The following is a 12,182-nucleotide window of genomic DNA, read 5'->3' on the forward strand; positions in this document are numbered from 1 at the left end:
ATCATGGCGCAAGCTATTGGCATCATTGCCATCTTCATAACCACAGGCCGATTGAAAAATACGTTGTGCTAACAAATTCTCAATGCTGTGTTGGGTGTAGGAGGCATGACGTTGATCTTTAATCGCGCCACTTAAACGACCAATCAAACCGGTTTGGCGGTTGACCCCACTCATGAGGAGTGCACCAAAATCGCTTGACATGGCACCGCCTTCAAAATCAGCGCGGATTGTTTTGGCATTGATAGCTGGAAAACGGAGTGTATTTGGGTTAGTATTACGCATGGTGAGCTCGCTATTGTTGTTTACGAAAGTTTTTTGGTTGAAACTTAATTATATCAACAAGTTAGTCGAGTTTCACCCCTTTTTATGAAATATTCGGGTTATCACCAAGCAGGAACCTTTCATCGTTATAATAGCCAAATTAAACGGGAGATGGCAAAATGAATTTGAGCCTTGCAGATAATAAAATTTGTTATTTAGGCGGCGTTGGCATTATAATGTATCTCAACAATACCTCACCCGCTACCCATAAGAACAGCGCCCTGCGTGGGGTTTTTCGTTTCTGGGGCGCGAAAATGTCTAAAAGACCGTTTAGCAAACCCCATTTCACCTACGCTCAACAGCGAAAAAAGCGCCAGCAACAGGGCATGATAATTGACATGCTGGATCAACAAGCTGAGCACTATTTAGCCCATTTCAACTACTATCGTTTATCCGGCTACTGGTACGATCTCCGCCAACCTAATGGTCAATTCAAGGCCGATCCCGTTGAATATAAAATTACAAAACCACAAGCAGCGGCTTGAGATGATAAAGACAGGGGCGGTTGAATGAGATTGACACCGGAACTCAGAAGGAAAATGCGTAAAGCCATTGCGGTATCCATGCAGATTGAAGGCTATACAACCGACACTTCACCTGAGCGCAGGAAATACATCAAGCACTTAATGAAGCGTTACAAGGTCAACGTCAATATTGATAAAACCTTTTTAAACCAAGCAAAGTGAAAAGAATCATGACAAGTATCCAAGGCTATATACCGCCAAGTTTGCCACTGCAACACGAACTAGAAACCAAAGCCGTGCTTAAAAAAGCCATTGCCGCCAATACCGCCTTGGCAAAACTGAACGGTGTAGCGGTTCGGATTCCAATCAAAATGGGAAAAAGTAAATATTTCATTACTACACGTTTTTACCAGCTATTGAGTGGCGAAGGCCCTTATGAGTAAAAAATGCCGAAAATTGAACATGACTCGAAAAACGTGAGTAAAAAATAAAAAAATTTACTCCCATAAGCCGCAAGCAAGAAAAAAACACAAGAATTGACGCATACAGATAGTGAGCAGACAATGATAGAGCCAAAAAACATACAGCAAATCGAAAGCACCGATATGGGTTCCCACGCCCAGCCTCGGCGCACTGCGCCCCGCACCAGACGAATCTGTGAGTTGGGATACCACCGAAAACCTCTATGTTGAACGAGCTGTTGTAAATTATTTAGCATTTGTTTACCGTGTTTTTAGTGCATATAAATTGCATAAATTAGAAAGTAGAGAAGTTTTATGATTACTGATTTCAAACAAATTGATTCACTCACCCCTTCCGACTTTGAAATTTTCGTAAAAGAGGTTTTTGAGGATGCGGGCTGGAGTGATGCCGTAATAACTCAAGTAGGAAAAGAATACTCTCATGGTGACGGTGGTGTTGATATCTTTGCTTACAAGAATGGAAGAAAATTTGCAATTGAGGTAAAGCAAAGAAATATAAATGCTACTGTTGATACTAAAGCTTTAAATCAGTTAGTTACTGGTGCAAGGCTAGCTAGCGTACAAAATATGATTCTTGTGACTAACTCTTATTTCACCTCGGAGGTAAAAGTTAGAGCATTAAAATTGGGCGTGGAACTATTTGATCGTGACGGGCTTCAAAACTTGTGGATTGAAAAGCATTCTGAGATTGGTCGAAATATTAAAATGCGAAAATATCAGCAAACAATAAATGATGAAGCATTAACCAAAATTAAAGAGAAAAAAACAAAACTACTCATCGAAATGGCAACAGGTCTGGGGAAAACTTATACTGTCGCGAACCTTGTAAAGACATTGATAAAAAATGAAAGTTATTCGATAAAAAAAGTGCTGTTCTTAGCTCACCAAGTTGAAATTCTTCTACAATCTGTAACAGCGTTTAAAAATATTCTAGGAATTGGAACTTATACATTCTCTGCTTGCTTTAATGGCGCATCACCTGAGAACACTGACTTTGTATTCGGTTCATTTGATACCTTCTTCTCCAAAATAAATGAGCTTAGAGAGGACGAGTTTGATCTTGTAATCGTGGATGAAGCGCACCATGTACCAGCAAGAACATATTCACAAGTTATTGATTTTCTGGATCCGAAGATACTTATTGGCCTAACGGCAACGCCATATAGAGAAGACTTAAAGAGTGTTACGCAGTTTTTTGGCGGTATCGATGGCCATATAGGTAAATATGACTTAGCATGGGCTTTAAAACATAATAAATTAGCATTTCCTAAATACAAAGTGATGCTTGATGATTTGAGTGATAGTCAACTTGAAATGTTGAAAAATGGTATGACTGTATCAGATATAGATAAGTCATTATTTCTGCATAAGAAAGATGAAGAAATTGTCCGTTTAATCGAAAAAGAAGTTACCCAACAAAACTTTCAAACACCAAAAGGAATAGTTTTTTGTAAAAGCATAGAGCATATGCAGTACATGATTAAATTCTTCAAACCAGGTACTGCAACACTAGTGCATTCTAAAATGCCTGACTCTCAACGGCGAGAAAATATACGTTCATTTCGTGAAGGTGAGCATAGTTACATTCTGGTTTGTGATCTATTTAATGAAGGTGTAGACATACCTGAAACTAACCTACTTGTTTTCATTAGATACACAGGTTCAAGAACAGTTTGGCTTCAACAACTGGGAAGAGGTTTAAGGAAGACAAAATCCAAAGAATTTGTAGTGGTTTTAGATTTTGTTGGCTCATTAGAAAGGTTGAACGAAGTACATAACCTATCTGAAAGAGTTAGAAACATTCCTGTTGATAAAGATAATTATGAAGAACGGAGTATGAATGAAAAACAGGTAAATGAAAAAAAGTCAGTGGTTCACAATGATTATATAGAGGTTACATACAATGAGGCCGCAGCCGATGTTCTAGAGCTAATCAAAAACCTGAACTACAGATTAAATTTCAGGTCAGAAGCTTTAAACCTCTGTAGACAATTCTATGAGACTGAAGGTCGTTTTCCAGATTTCTGTCGATTGCATGAGGAACTTGAAGGGCTAACTCGTGATCAAATCAACACTTTATTCGGCTCTTATCTATCTTTTCTTATGATAGCTTTCGACATGAGCACTTTCGATTCAAAATTTCATTTTATACATGAAAAATGTCATGAAATTTTAAAAAAGTTTGAAGAAAGTGGATTTACTCCTAGTGATAAAGCGATTAGCCAAGAATCTATTTTTGAGCACCTCCCTCTGTTTACTGAGATTGAAGTTAAAAGTATTTTAAAACAAAAAACTAATCAAGAAGAGTTGAATACAAAGGAAATAATTGAGCCTAAAGAGGTCAAAACTCAAAGTGTTTTTGATGTAACAACTCCCAAAATAGATAATAAACTAGAAGAAAGTGACATAGAAAAACGTGCTCTTCTAGAAAAATATAAACATTTTGAAAAGATGTCAGATTTGAAAAGTATTCCAGATAGTGACATGAAAATTATCAAACGTCTATTTAGATCAAAACTTCTATTTTTAAAGGTGGTCACAAATGCAAAGTAAATCCTTTTCAGACTATAGTGAGCTGTGCCACTTTGTAAAAAAATTTGGCGTTGAAGTTGACCATAACTTTGAAAAAGTCATTAAAAAGATTTTTGCTTTAGTAGACTCAAGTGTATTACCAATAAAAACAGTGACTATTGATTCGATTTTAGAAATCCCCCCTTTAGATTTAACAAAAATCAAAGGAGTGGGGTTAGGGTATGCAGGCTTACTTGAAGATGTGCAAAAAAAACTTACTAATAAAACTTTTGAGCCGTTTGATGTGATAAGTGCCTCTCAAAAAATATGCTTTTCTAAAAAATTAATAGAAGATCTAAGATTCAGTTATAAAGGACTCAACCAGCAAGAAATCAAATACCTGAAAAATTTAATTAACGATATTGGTAATTTAGATTTAATTGATATTATTGAACTGGATATAGATTTATTAGAACAACAAAAAGGATACGGGAAAAATAAGATCCATATTATTACTGAATTAAAAGAGAAGTTTTTTAATGAGCTATTTAGGGTGGCAGTATTAGGTGGCAATTTTAATTACGGGCAGTCCGATTTAATTGTATCAGTTCAAAGTAGTTTTTATTCAGATGTTGACTTGGAAGAGGTAATTATTGAAGACATTGAAGATTTTGTATTTGAATTACCTGAAAATGAATGTGATATATTCCTTTCAAGGCTAGGCTTCAACCATCAAGTACTTACACTAGAAGCTCTGGGGCAGAAGTACGGTGTAACAAGAGAGCGAATTAGACAAATTGACAAAGGAGTTTTTAACCAATTCGTTAAAGAGTTCACAATTCCTTTGGAACTAATCAAAGATCAAATTTTGTATAAAACTGAGGATAAATTTCTTACCATGCCGACTTTGTATTCTCTTTTCGAAAAAGAGCAAAGTTTCTATTCCTTTTTTGCAAGGCTTCTTCAAAGCAATTCAGAGTTTGACATAGATGAATTCAAACCATTAAGCAACCTCAGCTTATTTGATGAGTTCGTCACTGAAAATAAATCACCATTTGAAAAAGAGCATCTAATCAACGAGTTGGTCTCGAGTACAGGATTAAATTTTATAAAAGCCTCTATAACACTTGATTTTCTTACCGATAAAGGTGTTTTTACACAAGACCTTGAAGGAAAATACCTACCATCTAGGCTAGGAAAAAAAGAAGCCTTAGCCCATACTCTTTTAAACTTTCCTAATGGTCTTCCCTGGAAAGATGCTGCACTTTTTACAAACAGTAAAGGATACTCTAGAAATAATATATATACAGATAGGTTAGATGGATCTTTTAATACATCAGAAAATATTTACCAGTCAGGTAGCGGTACTTATAAGCACCTAATCTTCTCATGCTTGAACGATGTCGATCTGGACCAGGTAATCTTAGATGCAAAAAACTTTCTTGAAACACTTCCAAACAATTCCTGCCATTTAAATGAGTTTTTTCAAATTTATCATAATAAAACTCATTTGGGCTATTTTGAGCTAAGGTATATTCTTAGAGAATATGGTGAGTTGCACGGAGTTTTTTTTCGTGGTAAATCAAATCAAGACAGTATCTCATTGAATGAAGGCGTAAGTCTTGGTGGTCAACGTGAATTAATTATAAATCTTCTTAATCAAGCTGAAGGACCACTATCAAAAGCTGAGATCGCTCAAAAGATTCGTAGCCAAAGTTTAAGACATGCCACCTTCTATTTATTTGAGCTAATGAATGAAAAGAAAGTTATTCGTGTTGAAAACATGCAATATTCAACTCCAGAAAAGATGTTTAAGAACATTAATATTGATAACTTACTAATTCAAATAAAAGATTTAGTGACTAGTGTAACAAAACCAGTTGAAGCAGATGTGCTTCGACAAAAATTAAACGTTAAAAACAGCTTGAGTTATTCTAAATATTTTTATTTATCATTAGCTGATATTTATATAGATAGCATTGGGTTGTTTAGAGTCAAAGGCTTCCTTTCTTCAACGCCTATTGAATTTAATGGCTTATCTGGATTAACAAGTCTAGTTTGTGATCGAACGCTTTCCTTTAGAGAAAATGTTGATATTGTCAAAGATAAAGTTCTAATCACGCAGACTGTTGCAGAGTCCGCAGTATCACAGTTTTATTATGTGAATCAATGAAGAATGGTATGGGCTTGATAATTTAAATGAATGCAAATATGTTTTATTTTCGTAACAGGATTTGAAAAGAGTATCTGCTTATAGAAGTTGGGTGATTTTAAGTTGGCAATAAATTTTCTATATAAATAGTAATGAGTGTAAAGAAAAATTAAATGATCCTTTATAAATATTTACCGCTAGACGACAAAAATGATAAAGGATTTGATTCTTTAAAAATTTTTACCGATAAAACACTTTGGTATTCGTCACCACTGGATTTTAATGATCCTTTTGACTGTAAACCGATTATGAAAGTACCAAGCTTAAAGGATATGAAGCGTGAAAATGGCGATTTATTCAAGCAGGTTGCAGTTAATTTAGGCGTTAAGGGCGTAAAAAAATTAGATTCAGATAGAAGGTCTTATATTGGCTTAAAAAACAATGTTGAAAGTGGAAAGTTTTTGCGGGATTTAACCGGTAAAGTAGGCGTTACTTGTTTTTCTGAAACGCCTAAAGAAATTTTGATGTGGTCACATTATGCGAATAACCATAAGGGGTTTGTCGTTGAGTTTGAAGTGATACCTTCACGCTATGAGGAATGTTTGAAGTCCATAAGTGAAAAAGAATTATTTGATTGCATGATTTATAACTTGCTTGCACAACCAGTTAAATACACTCAAGAACGACCTGTTTTAAAACCTTATATAAAAGGAATGAAAGAAGGTGAATTAGTTGAGCGATTACTACACTCAAAATCTAGTATTTGGCAATATGAAAGAGAGCATAGAATTGTTGCATCTCTTATGCATCCTCCAGGGCCGTACAGATTTAATCCAAGCTTATTGAAAAGAGTTGTTGTTGGAATGTGCATGCCAGATGACTATCTACAAAAACTTAAAAAGGCTGTGCAATTTTTTGAACAAAAAAATCAAGTACAAGTACAAGTTTTGTATGCCAATGAGTCCTCTGAGCACTATGCTGTTGAAATAACGGGTTTGTGATGATGACCTACCAACCGCCATTTACCCTTACCACCAGAACACTTAACCTAATCGCTTCCATTAGCGAGCAGTTGGGGCGTTTGTCGGTTTTGCATGAGCAGGCGCAGGCAATGCATTTGCGACGGGTGAGTGGTGTGAAGCGATATTTAAACCTTTAAAGTTAAGGAGTAATGATGCCAACGATTTCAATGTTTTATGGGATTGTGATTTATTTGTATTATTTCGATAATGAAAAACATAATTTGCCGCACATTCATGCAAGGTTTCAGGATTTTACCGCTTCCTTTTCCATTGAAACCGCAGACGTTTTATCCGGCGATTTCCCTAAAGGTAAAGCGCGTATGGTGCAAGCATGGATTGAAATCCATCGCGAATCCCTAATGGCAGACTGGAATTTAGCGGTGAATGGCGAGCCACCCTTTAAAATTGAACCTTTGCGATAAGTAGCCCTAAACATGAATAAAGTTATTTCAGTTATACCGCTTGCGGATTATCGGTTGCAGTTGAAATTTTCGACCGGGGAGGAGGCGGTGTTTGATATGACGCCTTATTTAGATAAAGGGGTGTTTACCCAGTTAAGAGATGTCACGGTTTTTAAACAGGCTTATATCGCTTGGGATACGGTTTGTTGGCCGAATGAGTTGGATATTTCGCCGGATACCTTGTTTTTTAAATCTCAGACAATAGCCGTTTCAGGTGTGGTTTAGTGAGTAGGTCAGTATTTGGGTTACAATAAATACAGCGTTTTTGGCTTTTGGTGCCAGATGAAGAAACAGTTAGGAAATCAAAATGAATAACAAGCAAGTGCATTCCGTAGAAATTAAAGGTTTTAAAGGCTTTGAAGATTTTTCGTTAAGCGGTTTGAAGCGCGTTAATTTAATTGGCGGTAAAAATAATGTCGGCAAAACGGCCTTGATGGAAGCCTTGTACCTTCATTTGGCGAGCGATGACGTGTTGGATGTTGTTCGGGGGTTAAATACGTTACTGACAAGAAGGCAGAGTGGTTTTTTTGAGCCTCATTCTGGAATATTGGATATCGACATTTTTTATAAGAAGAGTGAAAACTTAGAAATCAAGTTAAATAGTAATTTGTTGAGTTTAGAAGTTATACATCAAGCGGTTAAGGTTGTTGATCCTGAAACGCATGATGTTAAATATGTAAATAAAACTGCGATTCCAGAAATGGGGTTGGCGGAGTTTAGCTTTTCTAGGATTAACGATGATTTTATTGAGGTCAGTTTTGGTATTGAAAAACAATGCATAAAACTGGCAGAGTTAATTCAGCGCAATTTGACAACAGGCTATCAAAAAAAATCCATTGAACAACGCAAGGACGCACATTTTATTAGTTCAGCTAGGGTCGATGAAAAGCATATAGCGATTCTTTATGGCAGTTTGGTGGATGCCAATAAGGAGCAATATTTAAATGATTCGCTCAGCTTGTTTGATGAATCGATCATTGCACTAAAGCAGGTGGTCACAGAAAGGGGAGTGGTGTTAAAACTCTCCAGCACAACACAGGAAAAACCGGTTTTATTGTCGTCATTTGGTGAGGGGATTAATCGTTATATTGCGGTTTTGTGTGCGATTTGGGCGAGTAAGGATGGTTTTTTATTTGTTGATGAAATTGAAAATGGCATTCATTACAGTAATTATCCGAAACTTTGGAAGTTGATTTTTGAAGCTTCTAAGTTGGCTAATTGCCAGTTGTTTATCACAACGCATTCAAAAGAGTGTATCGAGGCGTTTAATGAGCAAAACAGGGATGATGAAGGCGGGTATTTTGAACTTTATCGTCATTATAAAACGCAGCGAATCGTCGCTAAGTCCAGAAACTTTGAGCAGTTGGATTATGCGCTAAAACATGATGGAGAGATTCGTGGTGAATAATCTTCTAATTGTAGAAAGTGATAGTGATCGCCTTTTTTTGGAGGTGCTAATTTCTCACCTAAACCTTAGTGTTGAAGTGGGGAAGCCAATCTGTTTGGTAGAGGATTTTGAGTGCTTAGAGGGTTTAAGTGAACGGAATATTACGCTTAAACTTCAGAATGAAAAACTCGACAAGTACGACAAGGTTGGCATTTTAGTTGATGCGGATAGTGAAGGTATTGCAAATCGTGTTGAACTTGTTAGGCGTGCGATTTTGGCGGCGGGTGCAACGAGTGCTCCCGAGTGTATGAATGAACGGGTGCTGTGCCCTGAATTTGAAGTTGAGTTTGCTATAGGTGTGATGCATTTGAATGGTTTTGGTGAGCTTGAGACTGTTTTAAAGGAAATTAAAGCCCAACCGTCACCCTATGCAGACTGCTTAAACGCTTGGAAAGCGTGTCTTGATGAGCAGGGGCAGAGTATTAAGCAAAAGGATTTTGATAAGTTTTGGCTCAATAATTATTTTCGATACGATACCTGTAGTCTTGCAGAAAGAGGCCAGGCTGGGAAAAAGTGTTCTAAAGCGGCGGCATTCAAAAAAGAGGGGATTTGGAACTTTGAGCATGAAGCGCTTGATGATTTAAAGTTCTTTTTGAAACTATTTGGTTAGTTCGATGCCAAGCTACTAACCGCCATTTACTCTTACCGCGATAACACTGAATTTATCACTTCGATTAGTGAGCAATCAGGGCGTTGGTGGCGCAGTTTGGTTTTTAGCCATCAGTCGGATTATTACCATGCGATTGGGCAAAGCACGGCAAAAACCAATTGTGCGCCGTTTATTGAGTTTATGTTGGAGATGATTGAGCAAACTTTGCGTGAACAATTATCCTTGACCCCGCAAGACAGCCCGCAAGTTATCCCGCAAGTTGATAATCAAGTCGTGGCGGATATTTTGCACAAACAACCAGGCCTGGTGGATTATTGCCAAATGCTAAGAACGCGGGCGGAATTGCAGGCGTTTTGCGGTTTGCATGACCGTGAACACTTTAGAAAAAGCGTATTAAAGCCGTTATTGGAAGCGGGTTGGTTGCAGAGGACTTTGCCCGACAAACCTAATAGCCCAAACCAGCGGTATTTTTTGAAAAAGGAGTATAACCAGTGACGGAAAAAACGAACACGGCGATGATTCGATCTTCTGCCGCTGAGTATCTAACTTTTATTGCCGCAAATGGTGAAAGCGGTGTTGAAACGGTGTATGCGGATGAGGATATTTGGCTGACGCAGAAGATGATGGCGGCGCTGTATGACGTGGAAACCCAGACGATTAATTACCATCTAAAGAAAGTTTTTAGCGACAGTGAGCTGGAAGAGGATTCAGTTATTCGAAATTTTCGAATAACTGCCGCATAGCGCTCGATGGATAAGAAGGAAACGACACATGTCTGATGCAAAATTTATGGCGATGGAGCCTTCGAATGCCAGTTTTGATGGGCTGATTGGTAATGGTGTGCGTTATCTGATTCCGACGTTTCAGCGAGATTATTCGTGGGATATTGAGCAGTGGGAAGAACTTTGGGCAGATATAAAAGGCTTGCCGGAAGAAAAATTTCATTACATGGGTTATGTGGTTTTGCAACGCAAGCCGGAAGACAATACTTTTGAAGTGATTGATGGACAACAACGGTTGATTACCTTGTCGTTGATTGTGTTGGCGGCGTTAAGAAAAATAGCCGATTTGGTGCAGTCGGGACAGGATATCGAAGCCAATCAAGAGTACATTCGAGTAAATCGGGATAAATACATTGGTTTTAAACATCCGGTCACCTTGGCGGTAAAAAGTAAGTTGACGTTAAATCGCAATAATGCGCCTTATTTCAAAAACCTATGCGCGCAGTTGGAGCCCGCCAATCATCGGTTTATGTCAAAAACCAATAAGTTATTGCGCGAAGCGTTTCGCTATTTTTTGGCACAGGATATGGGCGAAACCGGCGAAGAGATAGCGCAGACACTCTACGATGTTGCGCGTGGCATGATGTTCACCAAAATTGTGGTGGAAGATGATGTCAATGCCTATAAGGTATTTGAAACCCTTAATGCGCGTGGCGTTCAATTATCAACACCGGACTTGCTGAAAAACTTTATTTTTTCGATGGTGGCGAAAAACGATTCGGTGTTGCCGGAGCAATTGGATGAGTTGGATGAGCGTTGGTCGGCGATTGTGACGAATTTGGGGGAGTCGAGTTTTACCGATTTTGTGCGTTATCACCATAATGTGCAATATCCTCTTTTAACGAAAAAGAAGTTGTTTAGCACGATTAAAAAGCAGATTCATACCTCCGAGAAGGCGATGGCTTATTTGGATTCGCTTTCCGATATGGCGCCGGTGTATTCGGCATTGTTAAAACCGATGGAGGAAAAAGCTTGGTGGGTGAATCAGGCATCGGATTACGTTCCGGCCTTGCGTTATTTAGAGGCGTTAGCCTTGTTTAATATTCGTCAACCCTTGGTCGTGTTGCTGGCCGCATTCAAGCGTTTTGAGGTGAATGAGTTTGTGAAGCTGGTTCAGTATCTTTATGTGCTTTCCATACGTTATAACGTGGTTTGTCATTTATCACCGAATGAGCAGGAAACGGTCTATAACCAAATGGCCATCAAACTGTTTAATGGTGAATATCAGCGAGCTAGTCATGTAAAAAATGATTCGAATGGGTTTAGACGCTTATATCCGAAGGATGAGGTGTTTAAAACAGCATTTGAGTTTCACCGTATGCCGAGCCGCCAATCGCCAAAGAAAATTCGTTTTTTATTGGCAGAGCTTGAAAATCAATTGGGTAATGGGGTGTCCGAAGACAAAATGGTGTTGGAGCATGTCTGTCCGTATCATCCAGAGCAGGGTTGGCATGATTATTTTGGCGAGGGCGCTACCGATGTCTATGATCGCTTAGGCAATATGGTGCTGTTGGAAAAAGATGATTTGAAGCGTGCGGATTTTTCGACCAAAAAACAGGCTTATCGCGACTCCAGCCTGGCTTTAGCGGCTAAGGTTGCTGAATTTGAGGATTGGAATGCCGCCAGTGTAAATCATTACCAGTCCTGGTTGGCAGAACAAGCGTTACAGACATGGAGAGTGGATTAATGCAACTTCAGTTTAACCAAAATCTTCCGCATCAAAAGGCCGCTTGGGAGGCGGTAGTGAGTTTGTTTGAGGGGCAGGAGAGCTGTTCTGTGCCGTTTACTATGCCGCAAATCAATGCCACCAGGCCTGGTGATCAGCAGTTTGGTTTGGATTACGGTTCTGATCCCCAGTTGGGAACGGCAAACCGTTTGGTGTTGAGCGAAGACGAACTGTTGGATAACTTAAAGCGCGTGCAGTTAAAAC

General features: G+C 38.4%; 16 protein-coding genes. 15 read left to right on the plus strand and 1 reads right to left on the minus strand.

Annotation, left to right across the window (positions count from 1 at the left end; translation table 11 throughout):
• The coding region (locus NA59_RS11590) for a transposase (protein WP_198401108.1) at positions 1-282 on the minus strand (282 nt) is incomplete at its 3' end.
• Between the two features lie 158 nt (positions 283-440).
• Between NA59_RS11590 and NA59_RS11595 the strand changes: the two genes are divergently transcribed.
• From NA59_RS11595 to NA59_RS11655, 15 genes are all read left to right on the plus strand, one after another.
• On the plus strand, positions 441-806 hold the full coding sequence (locus tag NA59_RS11595) for a hypothetical protein (protein WP_044412841.1): 366 nt from the start codon (positions 441-443) through the stop codon (positions 804-806).
• Positions 807-830: 24 nt separating this feature from the next.
• Positions 831-1,007 carry a hypothetical protein gene (locus tag NA59_RS15175; RefSeq protein ID WP_157792613.1) on the plus strand — a complete coding sequence of 59 codons (177 nt, stop codon included), beginning with the start codon at positions 831-833 and terminating at the stop codon, positions 1,005-1,007.
• Positions 1,008-1,015: 8 nt separating this feature from the next.
• Complete coding sequence (locus NA59_RS11600; RefSeq protein ID WP_044412843.1) at positions 1,016-1,228, plus strand: hypothetical protein; 213 nt, start codon at positions 1,016-1,018, stop codon at positions 1,226-1,228.
• Between the two features lie 333 nt (positions 1,229-1,561).
• Positions 1,562-3,820 (plus strand): DEAD/DEAH box helicase family protein, encoded by a 2,259-nt coding sequence (locus NA59_RS11605; RefSeq protein WP_044412846.1) that lies wholly within the window; start codon positions 1,562-1,564, stop codon positions 3,818-3,820.
• On the plus strand, positions 3,810-5,951 hold the full coding sequence (locus tag NA59_RS11610; protein WP_044412848.1) for a sigma factor-like helix-turn-helix DNA-binding protein: 2,142 nt from the start codon (positions 3,810-3,812) through the stop codon (positions 5,949-5,951). The genes NA59_RS11605 and NA59_RS11610 overlap by 11 nt, the downstream gene beginning before the upstream one ends.
• 152 nt (positions 5,952-6,103) lie before the next feature.
• Complete coding sequence (locus NA59_RS11615) at positions 6,104-6,931, plus strand: DUF2971 domain-containing protein (RefSeq protein ID WP_044412851.1); 828 nt, start codon at positions 6,104-6,106, stop codon at positions 6,929-6,931.
• A complete protein-coding gene (locus NA59_RS15180; protein ID WP_157792614.1) occupies positions 6,931-7,089 on the plus strand; it encodes a hypothetical protein in 159 nt (52 codons plus the stop codon). The genes NA59_RS11615 and NA59_RS15180 overlap by 1 nt, the downstream gene beginning before the upstream one ends.
• 15 nt (positions 7,090-7,104) lie before the next feature.
• On the plus strand, positions 7,105-7,374 hold the full coding sequence (locus NA59_RS11620) for a DUF4160 domain-containing protein (protein WP_044412853.1): 270 nt from the start codon (positions 7,105-7,107) through the stop codon (positions 7,372-7,374).
• A gap of 12 nt (positions 7,375-7,386) precedes the next feature.
• Positions 7,387-7,638, plus strand: coding sequence for a DUF2442 domain-containing protein (locus NA59_RS11625; protein WP_044412856.1), 252 nt, complete (start codon positions 7,387-7,389; stop codon positions 7,636-7,638).
• An 82-nt stretch (positions 7,639-7,720) separates the two neighbouring features.
• Positions 7,721-8,821 (plus strand): AAA family ATPase, encoded by a 1,101-nt coding sequence (locus NA59_RS14505; RefSeq protein WP_052501651.1) that lies wholly within the window; start codon positions 7,721-7,723, stop codon positions 8,819-8,821.
• Positions 8,814-9,470 carry a DUF3226 domain-containing protein gene (locus NA59_RS11635; protein WP_044412864.1) on the plus strand — a complete coding sequence of 219 codons (657 nt, stop codon included), beginning with the start codon at positions 8,814-8,816 and terminating at the stop codon, positions 9,468-9,470. Before NA59_RS14505 ends, NA59_RS11635 begins: the two co-directional genes overlap by 8 nt.
• A 96-nt stretch (positions 9,471-9,566) precedes the next feature.
• Positions 9,567-9,965: a Fic family protein gene (locus NA59_RS11640; RefSeq protein ID WP_052501652.1), complete on the plus strand. Its 399-nt coding sequence runs from the start codon at positions 9,567-9,569 to the stop codon at positions 9,963-9,965.
• Positions 9,962-10,213 carry a hypothetical protein gene (locus tag NA59_RS11645; protein WP_044412871.1) on the plus strand — a complete coding sequence of 84 codons (252 nt, stop codon included), beginning with the start codon at positions 9,962-9,964 and terminating at the stop codon, positions 10,211-10,213. Before NA59_RS11640 ends, NA59_RS11645 begins: the two co-directional genes overlap by 4 nt.
• 28 nt (positions 10,214-10,241) lie before the next feature.
• On the plus strand, positions 10,242-11,939 hold the full coding sequence (locus tag NA59_RS11650) for a DUF262 domain-containing protein (protein WP_198401109.1): 1,698 nt from the start codon (positions 10,242-10,244) through the stop codon (positions 11,937-11,939).
• The coding region (locus NA59_RS11655) for a hypothetical protein (protein ID WP_044412859.1) at positions 11,939-12,182 on the plus strand (244 nt) is incomplete at its 3' end. The genes NA59_RS11650 and NA59_RS11655, both read left to right, overlap by 1 nt.

Source organism: Thiomicrospira microaerophila (assembly GCF_000934765.1).
GTDB lineage: Bacteria > Pseudomonadota > Gammaproteobacteria > Thiomicrospirales > Thiomicrospiraceae > Thiomicrospira > Thiomicrospira microaerophila.

Bases quoted from the DNA above. Each gene is read 5' to 3' on its own strand.
- NA59_RS14505 (WP_052501651.1), top strand. From the start codon at position 7,721: ATGAATAACAAGCAAGTGCATTCCGTAGAAATTAAAGGTTTTAAAGGC.
- NA59_RS11610 (WP_044412848.1), top strand. From the start codon at position 3,810: ATGCAAAGTAAATCCTTTTCAGACTATAGTGAGCTGTGCCACTTTGTA.
- NA59_RS15175 (WP_157792613.1), top strand. From the start codon at position 831: ATGAGATTGACACCGGAACTCAGAAGGAAAATGCGTAAAGCCATTGCG.
- NA59_RS11650 (WP_198401109.1), top strand. From the start codon at position 10,242: ATGTCTGATGCAAAATTTATGGCGATGGAGCCTTCGAATGCCAGTTTT.
- NA59_RS11625 (WP_044412856.1), top strand. From the start codon at position 7,387: ATGAATAAAGTTATTTCAGTTATACCGCTTGCGGATTATCGGTTGCAG.
- NA59_RS11600 (WP_044412843.1), top strand. From the start codon at position 1,016: ATGACAAGTATCCAAGGCTATATACCGCCAAGTTTGCCACTGCAACAC.
- NA59_RS15180 (WP_157792614.1), top strand. From the start codon at position 6,931: ATGATGACCTACCAACCGCCATTTACCCTTACCACCAGAACACTTAAC.
- NA59_RS11595 (WP_044412841.1), top strand. From the start codon at position 441: ATGAATTTGAGCCTTGCAGATAATAAAATTTGTTATTTAGGCGGCGTT.
- NA59_RS11620 (WP_044412853.1), top strand. From the start codon at position 7,105: ATGCCAACGATTTCAATGTTTTATGGGATTGTGATTTATTTGTATTAT.
- NA59_RS11605 (WP_044412846.1), top strand. From the start codon at position 1,562: ATGATTACTGATTTCAAACAAATTGATTCACTCACCCCTTCCGACTTT.
- NA59_RS11615 (WP_044412851.1), top strand. From the start codon at position 6,104: ATGATCCTTTATAAATATTTACCGCTAGACGACAAAAATGATAAAGGA.